Source organism: Nissabacter sp. SGAir0207, assembly GCF_005491205.1.
In the GTDB taxonomy this organism is placed as follows: Bacteria; Pseudomonadota; Gammaproteobacteria; order Enterobacterales; family Enterobacteriaceae; genus Chimaeribacter.
Map to the genome: position 1 here is coordinate 3,827,062 of NZ_CP028035.1, position 19,938 is coordinate 3,846,999.

Consider the following 19,938-nt stretch of genomic DNA (forward strand, 5'->3'; position numbering starts at 1 on the left):
CTGATGGCCCTTTTTATTTGCCGCCGTTATACGCCGTACTGTTGGCGATAGGCACGCACCGCGGCCAGGTGGTCAGCCATTTCCGGCTTCTCTTCCAGATAGGTGACCAGATCTTGCAGGGTAATGATGGAGATGACGTGGCACTGGTAGTCGCGCTCCACTTCCTGAATGGCGGAGAGTTCGGCGCGGCCACGCTCCTGACGGTCGAGGGAGATGAGTACACCTGCCAGTGAGGCACCCTGGGCGCTGATGATCTCCATCGACTCACGGATGGCGGTGCCAGCGGTGATCACATCGTCCACCAGCATCACCCGGCCCTGCAACGGGCTGCCCACCAGCGAACCGCCTTCGCCATGATCCTTGGCCTCTTTGCGGTTGAAGCAGTAAGGCACGTCGCGCTCATGGTGCTCTGACAGCGCGATCGCCGTGGTGGTGGCAATCGGGATGCCTTTATAGGCCGGGCCGAACAGCAGATCGAACTCGATGCCGGAGTCCACCAGCGCCTCCGCATAGAAACGCCCCAACAGCGCCAAATCGCGCCCGGTATTGAACAGGCCGGCGTTAAAGAAGTAGGGGCTGGTGCGGCCCGATTTCAGGGTAAATTCGCCGAACTTCAATACCTGCTTGTTAAGCGCGAACTCAATAAACTTGCGCTGGTAGGCTTTCATCGATCTCTCCTCGTTAATTCCTGATCACATGTACCGGCCATCGGCCCATAAAAAAGGCGACTTATCGTCGCCTTAAAAAATTTATTGTCCCAACGCCGCTTTCTGCGCCTCGAAAATGGTTTCGATCCCTCCGCGCGCCAGCGCCAGCAGGGAGAGCAGCTCCTCATGGCTGAACGGCTCGCCCTCGGCGGTGCCCTGCACCTCGATCATGCGGCCATCTTCCGTCATCACGACGTTCATGTCGGTTTCTGCGGCGGAGTCTTCCACGTACTCCAGGTCACAGAGCGCCTCACCCTTCACGATACCCACAGACACCGCGGCAACCATGCCCTTCATCGGGTTGGCTTTCAGCTTGCCTGCGGCCACCAGCGCATTCAGCGCGTCGGCCAGCGCCACGCAGGCACCGGTAATGGACGCGGTGCGGGTGCCGCCATCGGCCTGCAACACGTCGCAGTCCAGGGTGATGGTGAACTCACCCAGTTTTTTCAAATCGACCGCCGCGCGCAGGGAGCGGGCGATCAGGCGCTGGATCTCCAGCGTACGGCCGCCCTGCTTGCCCTTGGCCGCTTCACGCGGGTTACGGGTATGGGTAGAGCGCGGCAACATGCCATATTCGGCGGTGATCCAACCCTGGCCCTGACCCTTCAGGAAGCGCGGCACGCCCTCTTCGACAGTGGCAGTGCACAGCACTTTGGTCTCACCAAACTCCACCAGTACCGAACCTTCGGCATGTTTTGTGTAGTGGCGGGTAAGGGTGACGGGGCGCACCTGTTGTGCATTACGGCCTGCTGGACGCATGGATTGATCTCCGGCTAGCAAATCTTAGTTGGCTGCGCATTATACGGGCTTCGCGAGGTAATGCCTATCATGAGCGATGGGCCACGGCTATAATCCCCCCATCTTTACATTTATGGGGACGCACATATGATCCGCAGCATGACCGCCTACGCCCGGCGTGAGACCAAGGGTAACTGGGGCAGCGCCGCCTGGGAACTTCGTTCCGTGAATCAGCGCTATCTGGAGACCTACATCCGCCTGCCGGAGCAGTTCCGCGGGCTGGAGCCTGTCATCCGGGAACGTATCCGCGCACGCCTGACCCGCGGCAAAATCGAATGCAACCTGCGCTTTGAGCTGGACCCCAGCGCCCAGAGCAGCATGGTGCTGAACGAGAAACTGGCCAAACAGCTGGTGGAAGCCGCCAACTGGGTCAAGATGCAGAGTGACGAGGGCGAGATCAACCCGATGGATATCCTGCGCTGGCCGGGCGTGATGTCTGCTGAGGAGCAGGATCTCGATGCCATCAGCGCTGAACTGCTGAAAGCACTGGACGGCGCACTGGATGATTTCATCGCCGCCCGCGAGAGCGAAGGTGCCGCGCTGAAGACCCTGATTGAGCAGCGCCTGAACGGCGTCAGCGCCGAAGTAACCAAAGTGCGCGCCCAGATGCCCAACATCCTGCAATGGCAGCGCGAGCGTCTGGTCAGCAAACTGGAAGAGGCGGAAGTCCAACTGGAAAACAACCGTCTGGAGCAGGAGCTGGTGCTGATGGCACAGCGCGTGGACGTGGCGGAAGAGCTGGACCGCCTGGAAGCGCACGTGAAAGAGACGCATAAAATCCTGAAGAAAGAGGAAGCGGTAGGCCGCCGCCTCGACTTCATGATGCAGGAGTTCAACCGCGAGTCGAACACCCTGGCATCAAAATCGATCAATGCCGACGTCACCACCTCCGCCATCGAGCTGAAAGTGCTGATCGAGCAGATGCGTGAGCAGATACAGAATATCGAGTAACTTCTCATCAGTTTTCATATGACTTCATAATGACAATAAAACCCGTAGCTTACGGGTTTTATTGTCTCATCAAGAATCATCACTTCTCGCAAAATCTCCCGCTTTTACTGTACCATCTGGTGTACCAATTACCCCTTTAACCGTTATCGGTTTGGTACAAGCAGGTAGAATGGGAAAGCTATCAGACATACAGATAAAAGCCTGGCTCAGGTCTCAAGAACGCTTTGAAGGACGTTCTGACGGAAACGGATTGTACCTGTGCTACCGCAAGGAGTTTTCAATACCCAAGTGGCGCTTTCGCTACAGCTACGGAGGCAAAGCACGCGCGATGTGGATCGGTTCGTATGGGGATCTGTCCTTAGCGAAAGCGCGCGAACGGGCCAGAGAGCTATCGGCAAGGGTAGCTTTAGGCTATGACGTTGCCGGAGAGAAGCAGGAGCGTAAAGCCTCTACGCTTGCCAAAATCGAGAAAGAGAAGAATGCTCGTCGTGTTTCTGACCTTGCGCTTGAGTACTATGAGAAACAAATTGTTGGACGCTGGAAACACCCCGATATTCTTCGCAGACGCATTGAAAAAGACATTAATCCTCACATAGGCAACATAAAGGTAGAAGACGTTAAGCCCGGGGATATTGATATGATGTTACAGAGCATCGTTCAACGAGGCGCGCCAACTATCGCTAATGATGTTTTACGTTGGATAAAGCGCATATTTAACTATGGCATAAAACGTCACTATTTGAGTGTTAACCCAGCAGCAGCCTTTGATAACAATGATGCAGGTGGCCAGGAAAAATCCAGGGACCGTTTTCTTTCAGAAGAAGAGATTACGCTACTTTTCCGCGCGATGAAAATAGCTAAAGGCTTTAGCCGACAAAATGAAATAACTTTTAAATTACTTTTACTTCTTTGCTGTAGGAAAATGGAACTGTGTTCGGCCAAATGGGAAGATTTTAATCTTGAAGAAGGCATCTGGTATTTAAAAAATACTAAAAATGGCGATAATTTGGATATTCCTCTCCCTAAATTATCTTTGGTTTGGCTGAATGAGCTAAAGCAACTCTCTTTAGGCAGTGAATGGGTTCTCCCTGCAAGAAAGATGCAGAACAGGATGATACCTCATATTGCAGAGAGCACCCTTCCCGTAGCGCTGGCAAAGCTTAAACCGCATATGGAGGGAGTTGAAGGCTTTACTATCCACGACTTCAGGCGAACCGCCAGAACACATCTGGCCTTTTTAGGTATCGACCCAGTGGTGGCAGAGCGTTGTCTTAACCATCGTATCAAAGGCGTTGAAGGTATTTACAACCGACATAATTACTTTAATGAAAGAAAATTGGCGTTAGATAAAATGGCTGATTTTCTGGCTAAAATAGAGGCGGCAGTATAATGCATTTTAGTTTCTCAAAGGGTAGCGCCATTGAAAGGCTAACTCACTACCCTCAAATTGAAATAAAGGAGTTAGCAAGGGCATTAGCTAATGTTGATCCTAACATCAGAAACGATGATTTACCGGAAGATAAAACCCGCATCATTGGGGCCTATTGTGATTATCTTATTAGGGTTAACAGGAATTTATACGCCTTCCTTAAATCGCAAGGAAAGCAAAAGGAATTGGATCTATTTTACCCAAAACCTATCGCAACCAATTGCCCCATAGAGGCAACGATCCTTTTCTCATCGTGTTTTATCCTCCTTGAGGAAGATGTAACTCCAGCTGTTCTGGTAGAAAGATGCATTCAATCTCTAAGTCAAATATATAAGAGATATGGAGAAGCACTCGTTTTCCAGTGTGGTGGAGAGAAAGCGCTTCTAATCGCTAAAGAAAATGCTCAGGATAAGCGTGGCGCCCATAAAAAAAATGAGGAAAATGCATCGCTTCATAAGATTATAGGTTTGCTCGCGATCAATCTTGCTATGGAGAAATCGGCCAGTGGATCGACGAAGTGGATTAATAAAGCCGGTTATCCAAGCATTGAGCCTTTGCACAAGCTATTAAGCGACTATGCAGAATCAAACGGCATAAGCCAAAAGGGGATGGGTAAATCTTCTTTTTACGACAAGTTGCGGGCGTCGCTTACCTCACTCTATGACGAGTAATGATGCTTTAGCGCCTGGCTTCAGGATGCCTTGACATCATGTCCGGTATCGAAATGTGCCAAACAATACCTTTGTATTGCCTACATTTGCCTTTCAGTTGCCAATATTAGCCATTAATGTTGAACCTATGAGTATATAAAGGGCAATGAGGGGCAATGAGGGGCAATGAGGGGCAATCTAATCCCCTTTCAAATAAGGCACTTATAAATCATAAGCTTAAAAGTTTCACCCTTATCTCTTTAACAGTAATGAATCGGTGGAATTCACTTTTTTTAGTGGAATTTTGATTTTCTTAATGGAATTCCATTTTCAGTGGAATACATCAATGTATCTCCGTTAGTCTCATCCCACCTCAATAGTAATCAATGAGATAGGAGATCCTGCTTTGAATCAAACGCCCTACGGAATCATCCCCGAAACCGGGTTTGTCAGACAAAAACAGTTAATGCATTGCCTGCCGTTTTCGTCAGCAACGCTATGGAGGCGGGTCGCATCTGGATCGTTTCCAAAGCCAATAAAAATTTCCGCTCGTATTACTGCCTGGCGCGCCGAGGAGGTAAAAGAATGGATAGGCCAACAGCGTGCGCATTGATAAATATGCGGCGACGAGTCACCGCAAAACATCATCCTTTAGGTTCAATACCACGACGCTTAAGTTCTTGTCTGGCAACCTCTTTAAACCAGTTACCGAGTGTAGTTTGGTCTTTGGCTGCTTCGAGATCGAGTTGCTCTCTTAGTTCAGGGTTAATGCGGATCTGAAAGGTCGGCGACTTGCCGCCAGTTTTAGGAGTGCGATCTTTTGCTCTTGACATTGTACGTACCTTTTACTTTAATAAGCGCTATAAGGTACGTACCTTATACAACAAAGCATATGAAAACAAGCGGCTCTGTAAGGTACTCGCAATACCTCACAAAGCCTGACCACAAATGAACTTGGGAGTCACATACATGGCTACATCAAAGTGTACCTGGATCTTTGCCGCAATCAACCGTGCGCAGCGCTCCTGCCGCCCGGTGATGCTGCGGGTAACCGCGAACGACGAGCGCAGCGCCCGCCGTCGTCTGGCCGCCGATTACGTGCTGTTTTTTGCCGGTCGTCTGCCGTGTCGGGGAGGTCGTCATGCGTGAGTATCCGCAACCCGGCGAGCGCTGGCAGCATAAGCAGGGCTGGACGGTCTGTATTATCCGCCTGACCGCCGCGCCCTTTGCCGTAGCGGCCGCCAACCCGGCGTTCAGCCACGAGGTGCTGTATCGCCACGACAGCGACGGCCAGCTAACGTCCGGCCCGCTGGCGTGGTTTGAGGCAAGCTATCAGCGTATCGCGGCGGCACCGCGCAAGCTGACCAAAGCCACCGGCGGTAAGGGCGGCTCCGGCCCCCTGTCCCTGCATCCGTCTGTGACGCTTATTCGCCCGCGTACCGCCGATGTCAGCCCACGCCCGACACCGGGCGCAGACCACTATTCGCGCTTTCTGTAAGCCGTAACCGCATTCAGTAACGGAGTTATCCATGAACACATCAAACGGGCAGCATGCTGCTCAGGGCCGCCCCTTGCCGTTAAACCGCCGTTTCTACGCCTACGGCCTGCCGGAAGACGCATTCGAGAAGCTGGAGCGGGCCAAGGACGCCTGCGACCTGCTGCAACAGCTGTTTGCGCAGCACCCGCAAAACGACGGCCTGCCGTTCGGCGGCAGCGTGCCGGGCGTGGCCGCGCTGATGGACTACCTGTACGCCGACCTGAAAGAGGTGGCGCGCCACTGTGCCCCGCTGACGGAGGCAAAGGTATGAACCATCACGTATCGGTTTTCCCGGCGGAGCTGACCACCGCCCTGTACCGTCGCGCCATCGCTTCCGCCTGGCGGGAAAAGGTGCTGGCCAACACCGGCAGCGAGATTCTGGGGCCGCATAAGCTGTCGGTGGAGCGCATCGAAATGGCCGTCGCCCTGCACATTGAAAGCGTGATGGTGAACGAATATGGCGAGGCGCAGGGTGCCGCCGCCGCGCTGGCGCTCATGAGCGATATGGTGAGGCCGGAGCTGCTGACCGCGCCGCCGGTACTCACGGAGCGCGGCGTGCAGGTGATGACGGAGCTGTATCAGGTATTACCGGCGGCCTTCGATGATTTTTGCGATACCGGCATTTCGCTGTACGACCGGTAAGGGGGAGCCATGACTGTGACACAGATTGCCACGGCCGCACGGGGCCGCTGGCCGGTTATCCTGCCGCTGCTGGGTATTACGGTGCCGGACAACGGGCGCCATGGCCCCTGCCCGCACTGCGGCGGAGACGACCGCTTTCGCTTTGATGATATGGAGGGGCGTGGGACGTGGATTTGCAGCCACTGCGGCAACGGCGATGGCCTTGACCTGGTGAAACGGGTAACAGGCGACGGCGTGAAAAAGGCGGCGCAGGCCGTGGCGCAGGTGCTGGCGTTCCGCGACGTGCAGGACGCGCCGGTTAAGCCTGCCAGGGAAAAAGCCCCGAAGCGCGACATGGCCGCCACGGTGAATGCCTTGCTGGCAGCAGGCCACACCGGCGAAAGCGACTATCTGACCTCGAAAGGCTTTACCGGCCATCAGGTGACGCTGACCGGCCAGGCGCAGCGCATCAGCGGGACGACGTTCCCGGCGGGTTCGGTGCTGCTGCCGCTGGTGACCACGGACGGCGCGATAACCGGCGCGCAGCTGATAGCGCCGGGTGGGGAAAAAAGCCTGCTGCCGGGCAGCACCATGAAGGGCGCGTTCGTGACGCTCGCCCCGCTGCCCGCAGAGCCACCGGTGCAGGCGGTGATTACCGAAGGCTGGGCCACGGCGCTGACCGTGAGCCAGCTGACCGCCGGGTACGTGGTGGCGGCCGTGTCGGCCGGGAACCTGCCGAACGTGGCGCAGGCGCTGCGCGCCCGCTGGCCGGAGGTGAAAATCATTCTCGCCGGGGACAACGACTTTCAGGACGGCGGTGAGAATCCGGGCAAGGCGTTCGCGGAAAAGGCGGCGAAGGCGGTGGGCGGTTGGGTGACGCTGCCGCCGGGCGAAATCCGCGCCGACTGGAACGACTTTCACCGCCAGCACGGCGTGACCCGCGCCCGCGAAGCCTTCCGTAACGGTCTGGTGATGTCCGGTGAGGGCCGCACGCGTCTGCCGCAGGGGTTCCGGCTGACTCAGGATTACCTCTGGTATGAAAAGCAGGTGCAGCGCAACGGCGAAACGGAAATTCAGAACGTGAAAATCTGCAACCCGCTGCGCGTCACCGCCATTACCTGCGACGCCGACGGCGGCAACTTTGGCCGCCTGCTGGAGTGGGAGGATACCTGGGGCGAGCGACGTAAATGGGCGATGCCGATGGAAATGCTGAGCGGCAGCGGCGAGGAGCTGCGCCGGGTGCTGCTGGTTAACGGCCTGTCGTACATCAGCACCACCGGCGAGGCACGCGCCCGGCTGATGGAGTATATCTCGCTGTGCAAGCCGGAGCGGCGCGTCACCTGCGTGAGCCGCACCGGCTGGCACGGGCAGGTTTACGTGCTTCAGGACGAGGTGAACGGCGAGGACGCGGAGGGCGTCATTCTTCAGACCACCTCGGTACAGGGGCGCGACTTCCGGGTGGCGGGCACGACGGAGGAGTGGCGCGAGCACGTCTCCCGCTACTGCACCGGGAACTCCCGCGTGGCCTTTGCGGTGAGCCTGGCCTTTGCCGCGCCGCTGCTGCGCCTGATTGGCATGGACGGCGGCGGCTATCACCTGAAGGGCGAATCCACCGACGGTAAGACCACCACCATGAAGGCGGCCACCTCGGTATGCGGCGGCCCGGACTACTGGCAGACGTGGCGGGCTACCGGTAACTCGCTGGAAGGCTCCGCCAGCCGCCGCAACGACGCGGCGATGATGCTCGATGAAATCCGCGAGGTGGACGGGCGCGAGGCGGGCAACATTGCCTACATGCTGGCAAACGGCCAGGGCAAGGGCCGGGCCGGAACGGACGGCGAGCTGCGCACCCGTAAGCAGTGGCGGCTGTTGTTCCTGTCCACGGGCGAGCTGTCGCTGACGGAGCACGCCGCGAAGGCGGGCGAGCGCACCTTCGCCGGGATGGAGGTCAGGATGATACAGATACCCAGCGACTCCGGTAAGTTCGGCGTGTTTGAGGAGCTGCACGGCTTTGAGAGCGGCAAGGCGCTGGCGGAGCATCTGGAATGGGCCACCGCCAGCTACTACGGTTCGCCGTTCCGCGAGTGGCTGAAGGCGCTGACCGCCGACCTCAACGGGCTGACGGCGCAGGCAAAGGCGCTGATGAAAGAGTACACCGCCGCGCTGGCCCCGCAGGACGCAGGTAATCAGGTGGGGCGCGCAGTCAACCGCTTTGCCCTGGTGGCGATGGCCGGGGAGCTGGCGACGCGCATGGGTATCACCGGCTGGCCGGAGGGCGAAGCGCTGCGGGCAACGCGGGTCTGCCTGAACGCCTGGCTGAAAGACCGGGGACACACGGCCAACCAGGAAGACATGGCCGCGCTGGAGCAGGTGCGCACCTTCTTCACCGCCAACCAGTACAGCCGCTTTGCCGACTGGCACGACGAACGCAACCGCCCCGGCAACATGGTGGGATGGCGCAGGGTGGAGAAAGGCAACGCCGCGCAGGGCCGGGAAACGGTGACCACCTTCTACGTGATGCCGTCGGGCTGGAAGGAAATCTGTCGGGGCTTTGACCCGCGCAAGGTGGCCCGACTCTGTGCGGACAAGGGTTACCTGCTGGCGGCCAACGACGGCAAGCTACAGACCAGCATTCGCCCGCCAGAGATGAACGTGCGCAGGCTTTACGTCTTTAACAGCGAGGTGCCGGGCTAATGGTGCGCGAGTCTTATTTCTTAAGGGTAACAGAGGTAACAGGTGTAACAGCCGCGCCAGACGGGCGCTGGCGCTGTTACACCGCATAAAAGTAAAAGGGTAACAGGTGTAACACCGCATCTGTTACCCGCTGTAACCCGTAATGTTACACAGAGCTACCTCATAAAAATTCAGTTAAAACAGCAATGTAACCCATGTTACCCCTGTTACACCCCACTGCCGACAGAGACGCGGGCAACGCGCCTTTCCGGGCCTTTTTCCTGGCGGGCCACCGGGTTTGTTTGCTGAGCCACGAGCAGACGGGGAAAGCAGGCGTTGTCCGCTGGGCCACGGCAGAATACAAACATCCTTTACAGAGAGAGAATTATCATGAGCGAGAATAAAAGCCCCGCCGTCATCCGCCTGAGCGAAGCCAGAGCCGAACACACCGCGCAGATGATGAAAATCAACGACATCACCGCCGCCATTGCCCGCAGCAAGAAAGAGCGCGAGGCGGCCATTGAGAACGGGAAGGAAGCGGAAACGAACTGGCGCACCCGCTTTCGCAGCCTGCGCGGCAACCTTACCGACGAGCTGAGGGCGCAGCACAGCCAGCGCATCGTCAGCCGCGAGCTGGCCGAAGAGTTCACCGGCCTGATTGAGGAGCTGGAGTTTGAGCATGAGGGGGAGATGATAAAGGCCGTGCGTACCGGTCACGCCTACGTTAACGCGCACAATGTGGCCTTTACGCAGTACGTGGAGGGCCAGTGGGAGGCCGCCATGCGCAACCTCAGCCCGACGCTGGTACGCGCCGTCCGTCTTAAGCTGCTGTCGCTCCGGCTCAACGACCGGGGACGCCATACTGACCCGCGTCATCAGGAGCCGGAAGCCATACTCGCCCGCGAGGTCGGTAAGGTGCTGGCCGATAAGGCGGAAGCCGCGCGGCTGGATATGGACGCGGAGCCTGTCGTGTCGGAGATTGGCGTTTATCGCCCGGCGCTGACCGGCGTGGATATGAAGCTGTATAACAGTCCGTGCTCCATTCAGGTGCGGTTACAGGAGTGTAATAAGAAGCTTGAGAAACAGCAGAAGGAGAGCCAGGCATGATGCACTGCCCGTACTGCAAAAGCCCGGCGCACGCCAGGTCGAGCCGCTACATGTCCGAACAGGTTAAGGAACGTTATCATCAGTGCACCAATCTCGACTGTTCCTGCGCGTTCAAGACCAGCGAGAGTATTACCCGTGTGATTACCGCGCCGCCGCAGCCCGAAGTCTGCGAGGCGCCGCCTCCACCGCCGCCTCAGCGCCAGTCACAGACGCTGGGCCGCTACGGAAGCGCCTTCCGGCACTGAACCAGAACCTCACACTCTCCCTGCCATCCGGCGGGGATTTTTTTTACGCAAAGCTAAAGATCTTCTGCACGGTGACGAGTATAAATAGTGATGCATGCAAGAGCTGCATGGATTTGCATGCAAATAATGCGTGTGAGAAGTACAGGCAGGGCCAGTAATGGCGTGGCCTAAGCCTGTGCCTGCAACTGCATGAAAAGCGATGTACGAAGCGGGCAGGCGAGGCGGGGATAGCATTGCGCGCGTAATCAAACAATTGAAGATATGAACACTAAGGAGAAACTCTAAATTTTGATGAACTCAAATAATAGCTACCATATAAAACCGGGCGCTATCATGAAGTAAAAATCACAATCACACACGGAAATTACAGGATAAATAAAATGATAAAGTGCTTTCTTTCACACAGTTCTAAAGACAAAAATCATTATGTCAGGAAAGTAGCTAGCCTCATTAGAAAAGAAGTAAGAATATTTGACGAAGAAACGTTTGAAAAAGGAATGCCTACTATTGATGAAATATATAGAGGACTTGATGAAACCTCGTTATTTATTCTTTTTATCTCAGAGCACTCTTTAAAATCTCCGTGGGTTCAAAAAGAGATAATAGAAGCTGAAGATAAAATATTAAATAATGATCTAAAAATATTCTACCCAATCATAATTGATGAAAACATAAGCCATCGCGATGAAAGATTACCGCTATGGATGAAGGAAAAAATAAATATACAACTCATATCAAAACCGGAAGTGGCAGCAAGAAAAATAAACTCTCGGCTTATCGAGTTATCATGGAGAATACATCCAAGACTTAAAGAGCGAAAACAAATTTTCGTCGGAAGAAACGAGAAGATAAAACAGATTGAAGAAAGAATAGATGACTTTTCCATGCCATCACCTACAGTTATAATCTGTTCAGGATTGCAATCCATAGGCAGGAAGACATTATTAAATCATTCCCTAGCCAAGGCAAACATAGTCAGAGAGTATTACGAATTCCCAACAATCTCATTATCGTCGCAAGATAGCATCGAAGACTTCATCTTGAAGATAAACGATCTAGGTTTTACCGAAGTTGCAAAAATAGCGGATGTAATAAAAGGTAGCATCGAAGAAAAAATCGAGTTAGGAAAAAAATTATCTGAAACAATTCAGCGAGAAGATGAAAGAGTTCTTATTGAAGACAACGGGGTATTAGTTCAAGGTGATGGAAAAATTGTAGATTGGTTTGTAGAAATCGTAAACAAGATAAGTAAAAAAGAATACTTAACATTTATTGTAGCCAGCCGAAATAGAGTGAACTTATCAATAAATAGAGAACATCCTTTCTTCTATGCATTGTCCCTTGCAGAGTTAGAGCAAAACGAAAGGAACGGATTACTTAAAAGATATGCTGAATTCGAGAAGCTAACACTAAATCGAGAAGATATATCTTTTTTTGCAGATATCCTCACTGGATACCCTGAACAAGTTTTTTTTGCAGTGGATACTATTAAAGAAAAAGGTATAAATGAAACAAAAAAACAGTCGCACATTATACAGCAATATGGCGCAGATAAGGCAAAAATAGTTTTAGATTATTTCAAGGATGATAATGATACTCTTGACCTTATTTATTTGATATCAAGGTTTGAATTTATAAGCTATGGGCTACTATTTGAAATAGTAGATGAAAAAAAATATGCCCCTTTTCTTGATAAGCTTTTCCGTTCTTCTGTATGTGAAAGAGTTGGCTCTACCCCAGATTATTTTCGCATCAGTGAAGTAATTCGCGATTATGTCAGTAGAAATAATTTTGGAAAAAGTAGTATATTTGAAAAAAAGATTAGAGAGCATATAAACTCTTTTATGGAACAGATGAAAAATGAATCTGAGAATTATGACATCTCTGACTATTTATTCTCAGCACAAGAGAGTTTAAAAAATGGTGATAAAGTTCCTGACAGTCTTCTAATACCATCCGTATTTGTTAAAACCATAAGGCAACTTTATAATGAAAAGAAAAATTACCAAGATGCTTTAGTACTAGCCAATAGAATATTGGTTAAGGAAAAAACAATTCATCAAAATACAATCTCTCAAGTAAGATATATTAAGTGTCAATGCTTAGCTCGGCTGAAAGATAGTGAGTTCTTTTCAGAAGTTAGGAAACTAAACGAGCCTGATGCATCATTTTTACATGGTTTTTATTATCGTTTAGCAGGGAATTTTTCAAAAGCCTTTGACTCTCTGAGTAGAGCTTTAGAAAAAGGGAGACGTGACCCAAAAGTTTTAAGTGAATTAATATTGGTACACATGCTTAACGAAGAATATGATCTCGCATATAACCTGGCAAAAGAAAACTATGAAAACCGCCCAAGTAATCCTATAAATGCCAATAACTATTTCACATGTTTGATTTCCAGAGATAAAAACCAAGAAAACTTAAAAGTATTAAAGTCTATAATTCAAAGGCTTGAAATTGACTCTTCACCTAGAGCGCAAGAGATGTTGGAATCAGCGAGAGCTAGACTTATAGCTTATTTTGATTCAAATGAAGAGGAAAGTTTGTCTATAATAGATGAAGCAATCCTTTCTTTCCCTGATGTCACATATCCAGCATTAACTAAAGCAGAAATATCTGCTCATTTTAACAATAAGGTAAAACTTAAAGAAGCGATTGACCATTTAGATAAAATTCAGCGAAAATACTCCTCATCTTTACGTACTAGCGCTAAATATAAAGCAGTATTACTAGCAATGGAAGGACAGATTGAAAGAGCCAAAGCCATGGTTCTTAAAGAATTAAGCGGACTTTCAAAAAATTCCCAAGATAGACTGTTAGAAAAGCTAAAGATCCATTATGAAAATAATAAATAATTTAGGGAAATGCGTTTTCCCTTATAAGCCTATTAATTGTCATTAAGAGGGTCATAACAGTACTAAGTATTCATAACGTGTACCAATAAATGTACCAAAAGTTAAGCAATTACATATAAGCAATATAATTCAGCAAGTTAGAGTTATAAATAGATACAGATACAGAATATTGAGTGATCCCTAAGAAAGACGCAGTGAATAAAAAGCCCGCCCTAGGCGGGCTTTTTTTATTGCCTCAGCGGCGGCGTTTGCGGCCGCAGGTCAGGGCGGCGATGCCGACACCGAGCAAAGTAACGGCGGCGACGCCAAACAGGTTGGAGTCGACGGAAATGGCGCGCTGTTTGGCATTTTCATTAAAGCGGCCGTGGGTGCGGTGCAAATTGACCACCGGCTCATAGAGGTAGTCCGGGCGAGCCTGATCTTCCGGCTCTTCGGTCATCTGGCCGCTGTAAGCCTGTTTCGCCAGCAATTTATCCAACAGGCCGGGGAAGAACATATTGCCGACGATGGATTGCAGCGTCGCCTTGCCCAGCCAGATTTCGCGCGGCGCGCGCTGGGCGGCGTCAAAGATTGCTCTGGCGGCCACTTCGGGCTGGTAGATGGGCGGTACTGGCTGCACCCGGTGATCTAATTTGTTGCGCGACCACTCAAACTGCGGGGTGTTGATGCCGGGCAGTTGCACCATGCTCAGGCGAATGCGGCTCTTGTCATGGATCAGCTCACTGCGCAGTGAGTCGGTAAAGCCGCGAATGGCAGCCTTCGCCGCGCAATAGGCAGATTGCAGTGGGATGGAGCGGTAGGCCAGCGCCGAGCCAGTCTGCACAATGGTGCCACGGTTGCGGGCGCGCATCCGTTTCAGTGCGGCCAGCGTGCCGTTCACCGCTCCCAGATAGGTCACCTCGGTGACACGCTTGTACTCTTCCGCCGTCGTCTCCACCACGGGTGCCACCACGGTGTTCATCGCCACGTTCACCCAGACCTCAATCGGCCCCAGCGTCTGCTCGATCTGCTCGGCGGCCTGCTCCACCTGCTCGGCGTCCGCGACGTCTACTGGCAACCCCAGCGCCTTGTGGCCAAAAGCTTCCAATTCAGCCACGGTCTCCTGTAGCCCCTCCTCGCTGCGGGCGAGCACCGCCACCTGATACCCCTTCTGTGCAAAATGGCGTGCAGTGGCGCGACCCACGCCGGCCGTTCCGCCCGTCACTACAACAACACGTGTTTGATCAACCATCTGTTCTGCCTCTTTTCTCCATGAATGGGAAAAGCATAGCAGCCCGATGGTTTTCTACAGGGGCCAGCTACGCGCCACTGTTGGAGTGCGCTGGCATAAAGGCAGGCACCTGCCCACGTTGCAGATCGTCGATGATGCGCTGCATGGCCGGATGGTGCAGCAACGCCCACAGTTGCGCCGCGCGCTTGGCACCAATGCCAGCATACTGGCTCCACTGTTGCTCACTGCGTTGCTGGATAACCGGCCACGGCTCATCTTTCAGCGTTGCAAGGGCGTAGGGCGGAACGCCCAGCCCGCTTAGCCACGGTATCAGGCCCTTCTGCCGCGCCAGTTGCAGGCTGGCGTAGAGCTTCTCCGCCTGTTTCAGGCTGATGCCCATTTTTTCCTGTAACTGGGGCAGGGAGAAGGCAAGCCAGCCGGTCAGGGAGTCCAGCCCGCCCTGCGTGATTAATGTACGCCAGCCTTGTGGCCCAATGCCGCTGACCTGCACGCCCTGCGGCCCACCCAGCCAGACCAGCCGTGCCAAAAACTGTGAGTGGCAGGCTGGGGTCAGGGTCAGGCAACTGAATGCATCAAACTGGCTGGCGTCAGGGTAGTCGATGGGCTTGCGCTCTTTCACCCGCCAGGCCACCTCCTCCAGCCTTGGAATGCCCTGACCGGCCAGCGAGATCACCACGCGGTCGCCCTCGGCAATCTCCCATGCTCTCAGCCGCGCCACAGATCCGACATTGACGCGCCGCACCCATTTATCATCCAGTTTCACCGGGCGCAGGTTCAGCACCGGGGCAATTTTACCGGTGCGGCCAACGGTGAAAGCAATGCTCTCCACCTCCGCCACCTGCTGAGCCGGGGCATATTTCCAGGCCACCGCCCAGCTTGCCGGAGTATTGCGCCAGAACTTGCCTGCCGGACTCTGTTCTTCACGCACCACTACACCATCCGTGACAAACGGCAGTGGCGCATTGAACCAGCGCTCACGCTGGGTAGCGACCTCTGCCAGCGTGGTCACCGGCAGGGTGTAGCGCGCCGTCAGCGGGAAACCGAGCATGGTCAGAGCCTGAAGGCGCTCCGCCATCCCTGAGGGGCCGTCCGGCCACTCCCAGACAAACAGCCCAAGCTGATCCAATGCCGGTGAGGGCTGACGACGCATCAACAGGCCAGCGGCCCGGTTGCGGGCATTCAGCCCGCCCTGCTGTTTCTGCTGATGACCGTTCATCTTCAGGAACAACTCCCCCTGTAGGGTCACATCCTGCCAGCGGCTCTCCTTCGGCAGCACCGTTGGTAGCGACGTTATCTGCCGCACGGCTTCCGTCCACTCCTCCCCGACCCGGCCATTGCCGCGGCTAATTGCTGAGGCGAGCCGCCCATTCCGGTAGGTCAGGGTCACCGCGACGCCATCGACCTTGGGTTGGATCCAGAGCGGCCCTTTGCCCGCCATCCAGGTAGCGAGCGCGCGTTCATCGCCCAGCTTTTTCAGGCCAGTCTGGGCAACGGGGTGGGCCACCTTGCCGGCGGGCAGGAGCGGCTCCTCGACTATCGCACCCGCGCACATCTGCCACTGGCCGAGGGTGGCGCGTAGCTGGTCGTAGAGTGCGTCCTCCATCAGGCTGACGCCCTGTTGGTAGTAGGCCCGGTCGCATGTTTCTAGCCGCTGCGCCAGCGCCGCGATCTCCTGCTTCAGGCGCAACACGCCCCAGTCTGGGCATGAGGTTGAGGCCAAGGCCGGGGAGCAGCCTGATAGAAGCAGCCCCACCACAATAATGAGTGCACGCATAACTCCTCCTTTTTTGGGCGGCAGTTAAACGCGCCGGAGGAAGAAATTCGAGGGGCAAAACGTGATTCTGGAAGCGGGATCGAAAGGAAAAACGCGAGGTTGCAACGCAAAGATTTTCTTTGGAATCTTCCGCGAACAATCGGTGAAATAGATGGCTTAGGCGCTGAATTTCAGGTGAAATAAACGCGAACGCTGCATCCAGGCGGGTAGCCGTGTATACTGTGCGGAGAAGTTCTCTTCCGCATCGACATATCAACCGTTACAGCTGAAACATCATCTATGGCTCAAGGCACGTTATACATTGTCTCTGCACCGAGCGGCGCAGGGAAATCCAGCCTGATTCAGGCTTTGCTGAAAACGCAACCGCTCTATGACACGCAAGTCTCCATCTCCCACACCACGCGCGCCAAGCGCCCAGGTGAGAATCATGGTGAGCACTACTACTTTGTGTCAGAGGCTGAGTTCTGCGACATGATTGAGAAAGAGGACTTTCTTGAGCATGCGCAGGTGTTTGGCAACTACTATGGCACCTCCCGTGCCGCCATTGAGAAGGTGCTGAAAACCGGTGTCGATGTGTTCCTGGATATCGACTGGCAGGGCGCCAAGCAGATCCGCGAAAAGATGCCCGCCTCGCGCAGCATCTTTATCCTGCCGCCGTCGAAGGATGAGCTGGACCGCCGTCTGCGCGGCCGCAACCAGGACAGCGAAGAGGTCATCGCCAAGCGCATGGCGCAAGCCGTGGCAGAGATGAACCACTACGCCGAGTACGACTACCTGATCGTGAATGATGACTTTGATCTGGCGCTGCTGGATTTAAAAACCATCATTCGTGCGGAACGTCTGCGTCTGGGCCGCCAAAAGCTCAAGTATGACGCTTTAATCACCAAATTATTGGCAGACTGAAGTCACTTTCAGTATCATGGCCAGTCATTTCGTCACCTGTGGAGTAGCACTTATATGGCACGCGTAACTGTTCAAGACGCTGTAGAGAAAATTGGTAACCGTTTTGACCTGGTGTTGGTCGCTGCTCGTCGCGCACGCCAGATGCAAGTTGGCGGCAAGGATCCGCTGGTTCCGGAAGAGAACGATAAGTACACCGTTATCGCTCTGCGTGAAATCGAAGAAGGTCTGATCAACAACCAGATCCTCGATGTGCGTGATCGTCAGGAACAGCAAGAGCAGGAAGCCGCCGAGATCCAGGCTGTGACCGCCATTGCTGAAGGCCGCCGTTAATTAGAGTTTAAAAAGACCTTGTACCTGTTTGAAAGCCTGAATCTGCTGATTCAAAAATACCTGCCTGAGGAGCAGATCAAGCGCCTCAAACAGGCATACCTCGTTGCGCGCGACGCGCATGAAGGTCAGACCCGCTCCAGCGGTGAGCCTTATATCACTCACCCTGTGGCGGTCGCCTGCATTCTGGCGGAGATGCGCCTCGACCACGAAACGCTGATGGCGGCCCTGCTGCATGACGTCATCGAAGACACACCTGCGACCTATCAAGATATGGAGCAGTTGTTCGGCAAAAGCGTCGCTGAGCTGGTTGAGGGCGTCTCCAAGCTGGATAAGCTGAAATTCCGTGACAAGAAAGAAGCGCAGGCGGAAAACTTCCGCAAAATGATCATGGCGATGGTGCAGGATATCCGCGTCATCTTGATCAAGCTGGCCGACCGTACGCACAACATGCGTACCCTTGGCTCGCTGCGGCCGGACAAGCGTCGCCGCATTGCGCGCGAGACGCTCGAGATCTACAGCCCGCTGGCGCACCGCCTGGGTATCCATCACCTGAAAACCGAGCTGGAAGAGCTGGGTTTTGAGGCCCTCTATCCCAACCGTTACCGCGTGATCAAAGAGGTGGTGAAAGCTGCCCGCGGCAACCGTAAAGAGATGATCCAGAAAATCCTCTCGGAGATTGAGGGACGGCTGACTGAGGCGGGCATTGAGTGCCGGGTCAGCGGACGTGAGAAGCACCTCTACTCGATCTACTGCAAGATGCACCTGAAAGAGCAGCGCTTCCATTCCATCATGGATATCTACGCGTTCCGCGTCATCGTGAAAGAGGTCGATACCTGCTACCGCGTGCTGGGTCAGGCGCACAGCCTGTACAAGCCGCGTCCGGGCAGGGTCAAAGATTATATCGCCATTCCCAAGGCCAACGGCTATCAATCCCTGCACACCTCCCTTATCGGCCCGCACGGCGTGCCGGTGGAGATCCAGATCCGCACCGAGGATATGGACCAGATGGCAGAGATGGGGGTGGCCGCCCACTGGGCCTATAAAGAGCATGGCGAGTCCGGCACCACTACGGCGCAGGTTCGTGCGCAGCGCTGGATGCAGAGCCTGCTGGAGCTGCAACAGAGCGCTGGCAGCTCGTTTGAATTCATCGAGAGCGTGAAATCCGATCTCTTCCCGGATGAGATCTATGTCTTTACGCCGGAAGGGCGCATCGTGGAACTGCCGGCCGGTGCCACGCCGGTTGACTTCGCCTATGCGGTTCACACTGACATTGGCCACGCCTGCGTCGGCGCGCGCGTCGATCGCCAGCCCTATCCGCTCTCGCAGCCGCTGACCAGCGGCCAGACGGTTGAGATCATCACCGCACCGGGCGCACGGCCAAACGCCGCCTGGCTGAACTTTGTCGTGAGTTCCAAAGCGCGCGCCAAGATTCGCCAGATGCTGAAAAACCTGAAGCGTGATGACTCGGTGTCATTGGGCCGCCGCCTGCTGAACCATGCGTTCGGCAATGGCCGCAAGCTAGCGGACATTCCGCAAGAGAACATCCAGCGTGAGCTGGACCGGATGAGATTGGCGAGCGTGGATGACCTGCTGGCGGAGATTGGTCTCGGCAACGCCATGAGCGTGGTGGTCGCGACCAACCTGCTCGGCGATCACGCCACCATCGGCTCCTCCGGGATGCGCAACTTGCCCATCAAAGGCGCAGATGGCGTGCTGATCACGTTCGCCAAGTGCTGCCGCCCGATCCCTGGCGACCCGATTATCGCGCACGTCAGCCCCGGCAAGGGTCTGGTGATCCACCATGAGTCCTGCCGCAACATCCGCGGCTACCAGAAAGAGCCTGAGAAATTCATGGCGGTGGAGTGGGATGATCACGGGCTGGATCAGGAGTTCATCACCGAAATCAAGGTGGACATGTTCAACCATCAGGGGGCGCTGGCCAACCTGACCGCGGCGATTAACGCGGCGGAGTCCAACATCCAGAGCCTGAGCACCGAAGAGCGCGATGGCCGGGTCTACAGCACCTTTATTCGCCTGACCGTGCGCGATCGTATCCATCTGGCGAACGTAATGCGTAAGATTCGTATTATGCCGGATGTGATCAGAGTGAACCGAAACAGAAACTAA

Annotated in this window: 20 protein-coding genes; 15 read left to right on the top strand and 5 right to left on the bottom strand. The window is 54.4% G+C overall.

Annotated features, from left to right (window positions below; all coding sequences use genetic code 11):
• Positions 1–26 precede the first annotated feature (26 nt).
• Positions 27–668, bottom strand: a complete 642-nt coding sequence (pyrE, locus tag C1N62_RS17210; RefSeq protein ID WP_137764768.1) for an orotate phosphoribosyltransferase — start codon at positions 666–668, stop codon at positions 27–29.
• Positions 669–749: 81 nt separating this feature from the next.
• Entirely contained in the window at positions 750–1,466 is a 717-nt protein-coding gene (gene rph, locus C1N62_RS17215; protein WP_137764769.1) for a ribonuclease PH, read from the bottom strand.
• A gap of 126 nt (positions 1,467–1,592) precedes the next feature.
• On the opposite strand from rph, the gene C1N62_RS17220 reads away from it, so the two are divergent.
• From C1N62_RS17220 to C1N62_RS17235, 4 genes are all read left to right on the top strand, one after another.
• Complete coding sequence (locus tag C1N62_RS17220) at positions 1,593–2,456, top strand: YicC/YloC family endoribonuclease (protein WP_137764770.1); 864 nt, start codon at positions 1,593–1,595, stop codon at positions 2,454–2,456.
• A 169-nt stretch (positions 2,457–2,625) separates the two neighbouring features.
• Positions 2,626–3,846: a site-specific integrase gene (locus C1N62_RS17225; RefSeq protein WP_105630449.1), complete on the top strand. Its 1,221-nt coding sequence runs from the start codon at positions 2,626–2,628 to the stop codon at positions 3,844–3,846.
• Complete coding sequence (locus C1N62_RS17230) at positions 3,846–4,556, top strand: hypothetical protein (protein WP_137764771.1); 711 nt, start codon at positions 3,846–3,848, stop codon at positions 4,554–4,556. Before C1N62_RS17225 ends, C1N62_RS17230 begins: the two co-directional genes overlap by 1 nt.
• Positions 4,557–4,941: 385 nt before the next feature.
• Positions 4,942–5,148, top strand: a complete 207-nt coding sequence (locus C1N62_RS17235) for an AlpA family transcriptional regulator (RefSeq protein ID WP_137764772.1) — start codon at positions 4,942–4,944, stop codon at positions 5,146–5,148.
• 31 nt (positions 5,149–5,179) lie between these two features.
• On the opposite strand, the gene C1N62_RS17240 is transcribed toward C1N62_RS17235, so the two are convergent.
• On the bottom strand, positions 5,180–5,368 hold the full coding sequence (locus tag C1N62_RS17240) for a toxin-antitoxin system HicB family antitoxin (RefSeq protein WP_105630452.1): 189 nt from the start codon (positions 5,366–5,368) through the stop codon (positions 5,180–5,182).
• A 136-nt stretch (positions 5,369–5,504) separates the two neighbouring features.
• Between C1N62_RS17240 and C1N62_RS17245 the strand changes: the two genes are divergently transcribed.
• The 8 genes from C1N62_RS17245 to C1N62_RS17280 all read left to right on the top strand — a co-directional run bounded on the left by C1N62_RS17245 (position 5,505) and on the right by C1N62_RS17280 (position 13,573).
• The gene (locus C1N62_RS17245) at positions 5,505–5,684 is read left to right on the top strand and encodes a host cell division inhibitor Icd-like protein (protein WP_105630453.1); all 180 of its coding nucleotides are present in this window, start codon (positions 5,505–5,507) and stop codon (positions 5,682–5,684) included.
• Positions 5,677–6,033: a hypothetical protein gene (locus C1N62_RS17250; RefSeq protein WP_137764773.1), complete on the top strand. Its 357-nt coding sequence runs from the start codon at positions 5,677–5,679 to the stop codon at positions 6,031–6,033. Before C1N62_RS17245 ends, C1N62_RS17250 begins: the two co-directional genes overlap by 8 nt.
• A gap of 31 nt (positions 6,034–6,064) precedes the next feature.
• A complete protein-coding gene (locus C1N62_RS17255; protein WP_137764774.1) occupies positions 6,065–6,343 on the top strand; it encodes a hypothetical protein in 279 nt (92 codons plus the stop codon).
• Positions 6,340–6,714 (top strand): DUF5375 family protein, encoded by a 375-nt coding sequence (locus C1N62_RS17260; RefSeq protein WP_137764775.1) that lies wholly within the window; start codon positions 6,340–6,342, stop codon positions 6,712–6,714. The genes C1N62_RS17255 and C1N62_RS17260 overlap by 4 nt, the downstream gene beginning before the upstream one ends.
• Positions 6,715–6,723: 9 nt before the next feature.
• Positions 6,724–9,387 (top strand): DUF927 domain-containing protein, encoded by a 2,664-nt coding sequence (locus C1N62_RS17265; protein WP_137764776.1) that lies wholly within the window; start codon positions 6,724–6,726, stop codon positions 9,385–9,387.
• Between the two features lie 369 nt (positions 9,388–9,756).
• A complete protein-coding gene (locus C1N62_RS17270; RefSeq protein ID WP_137764777.1) occupies positions 9,757–10,473 on the top strand; it encodes a hypothetical protein in 717 nt (238 codons plus the stop codon).
• Positions 10,470–10,718 carry an ogr/Delta-like zinc finger family protein gene (locus C1N62_RS17275; RefSeq protein ID WP_137764778.1) on the top strand — a complete coding sequence of 83 codons (249 nt, stop codon included), beginning with the start codon at positions 10,470–10,472 and terminating at the stop codon, positions 10,716–10,718. Before C1N62_RS17270 ends, C1N62_RS17275 begins: the two co-directional genes overlap by 4 nt.
• Positions 10,719–11,098: 380 nt before the next feature.
• Entirely contained in the window at positions 11,099–13,573 is a 2,475-nt protein-coding gene (locus tag C1N62_RS17280) for a toll/interleukin-1 receptor domain-containing protein (protein ID WP_137764779.1), read from the top strand.
• A gap of 235 nt (positions 13,574–13,808) precedes the next feature.
• On the opposite strand, the gene C1N62_RS17285 is transcribed toward C1N62_RS17280, so the two are convergent.
• Together C1N62_RS17285 and ligB are read right to left on the bottom strand one after the other, a co-directional pair.
• A complete protein-coding gene (locus tag C1N62_RS17285) occupies positions 13,809–14,804 on the bottom strand; it encodes an SDR family oxidoreductase (RefSeq protein WP_137764780.1) in 996 nt (331 codons plus the stop codon).
• A gap of 67 nt (positions 14,805–14,871) precedes the next feature.
• Entirely contained in the window at positions 14,872–16,578 is a 1,707-nt protein-coding gene (gene ligB, locus C1N62_RS17290) for an NAD-dependent DNA ligase LigB (protein WP_137764781.1), read from the bottom strand.
• A 279-nt stretch (positions 16,579–16,857) separates the two neighbouring features.
• Between ligB and gmk the strand changes: the two genes are divergently transcribed.
• The 3 genes from gmk to spoT are packed head-to-tail and all read left to right on the top strand — an operon-like array spanning position 16,858 to position 19,938.
• Positions 16,858–17,481 (top strand): guanylate kinase, encoded by a 624-nt coding sequence (gene gmk, locus C1N62_RS17295; protein ID WP_137764782.1) that lies wholly within the window; start codon positions 16,858–16,860, stop codon positions 17,479–17,481.
• A 54-nt stretch (positions 17,482–17,535) separates the two neighbouring features.
• Positions 17,536–17,811, top strand: coding sequence for a DNA-directed RNA polymerase subunit omega (gene rpoZ / locus C1N62_RS17300; RefSeq protein ID WP_137764783.1), 276 nt, complete (start codon positions 17,536–17,538; stop codon positions 17,809–17,811).
• A gap of 18 nt (positions 17,812–17,829) precedes the next feature.
• Positions 17,830–19,938, top strand: a complete 2,109-nt coding sequence (gene spoT, locus C1N62_RS17305) for a bifunctional GTP diphosphokinase/guanosine-3',5'-bis pyrophosphate 3'-pyrophosphohydrolase (protein ID WP_137764784.1) — start codon at positions 17,830–17,832, stop codon at positions 19,936–19,938.

Coding starts and splice junctions, on each gene's coding strand:
- pyrE (WP_137764768.1), bottom strand. CDS start 668: ATGAAAGCCTACCAGCGCAAGTTTATTGAGTTCGCGCTTAACAAGCAG.
- rph (WP_137764769.1), bottom strand. CDS start 1,466: ATGCGTCCAGCAGGCCGTAATGCACAACAGGTGCGCCCCGTCACCCTT.
- C1N62_RS17220 (WP_137764770.1), top strand. CDS start 1,593: ATGATCCGCAGCATGACCGCCTACGCCCGGCGTGAGACCAAGGGTAAC.
- C1N62_RS17225 (WP_105630449.1), top strand. CDS start 2,626: ATGGGAAAGCTATCAGACATACAGATAAAAGCCTGGCTCAGGTCTCAA.
- C1N62_RS17230 (WP_137764771.1), top strand. CDS start 3,846: ATGCATTTTAGTTTCTCAAAGGGTAGCGCCATTGAAAGGCTAACTCAC.
- C1N62_RS17240 (WP_105630452.1), bottom strand. CDS start 5,368: ATGTCAAGAGCAAAAGATCGCACTCCTAAAACTGGCGGCAAGTCGCCG.
- C1N62_RS17245 (WP_105630453.1), top strand. CDS start 5,505: ATGGCTACATCAAAGTGTACCTGGATCTTTGCCGCAATCAACCGTGCG.
- C1N62_RS17250 (WP_137764773.1), top strand. CDS start 5,677: ATGCGTGAGTATCCGCAACCCGGCGAGCGCTGGCAGCATAAGCAGGGC.
- C1N62_RS17255 (WP_137764774.1), top strand. CDS start 6,065: ATGAACACATCAAACGGGCAGCATGCTGCTCAGGGCCGCCCCTTGCCG.
- C1N62_RS17260 (WP_137764775.1), top strand. CDS start 6,340: ATGAACCATCACGTATCGGTTTTCCCGGCGGAGCTGACCACCGCCCTG.
- C1N62_RS17265 (WP_137764776.1), top strand. CDS start 6,724: ATGACTGTGACACAGATTGCCACGGCCGCACGGGGCCGCTGGCCGGTT.
- C1N62_RS17270 (WP_137764777.1), top strand. CDS start 9,757: ATGAGCGAGAATAAAAGCCCCGCCGTCATCCGCCTGAGCGAAGCCAGA.
- C1N62_RS17275 (WP_137764778.1), top strand. CDS start 10,470: ATGATGCACTGCCCGTACTGCAAAAGCCCGGCGCACGCCAGGTCGAGC.
- C1N62_RS17280 (WP_137764779.1), top strand. CDS start 11,099: ATGATAAAGTGCTTTCTTTCACACAGTTCTAAAGACAAAAATCATTAT.
- C1N62_RS17285 (WP_137764780.1), bottom strand. CDS start 14,804: ATGGTTGATCAAACACGTGTTGTTGTAGTGACGGGCGGAACGGCCGGC.
- ligB (WP_137764781.1), bottom strand. CDS start 16,578: ATGCGTGCACTCATTATTGTGGTGGGGCTGCTTCTATCAGGCTGCTCC.
- gmk (WP_137764782.1), top strand. CDS start 16,858: ATGGCTCAAGGCACGTTATACATTGTCTCTGCACCGAGCGGCGCAGGG.
- rpoZ (WP_137764783.1), top strand. CDS start 17,536: ATGGCACGCGTAACTGTTCAAGACGCTGTAGAGAAAATTGGTAACCGT.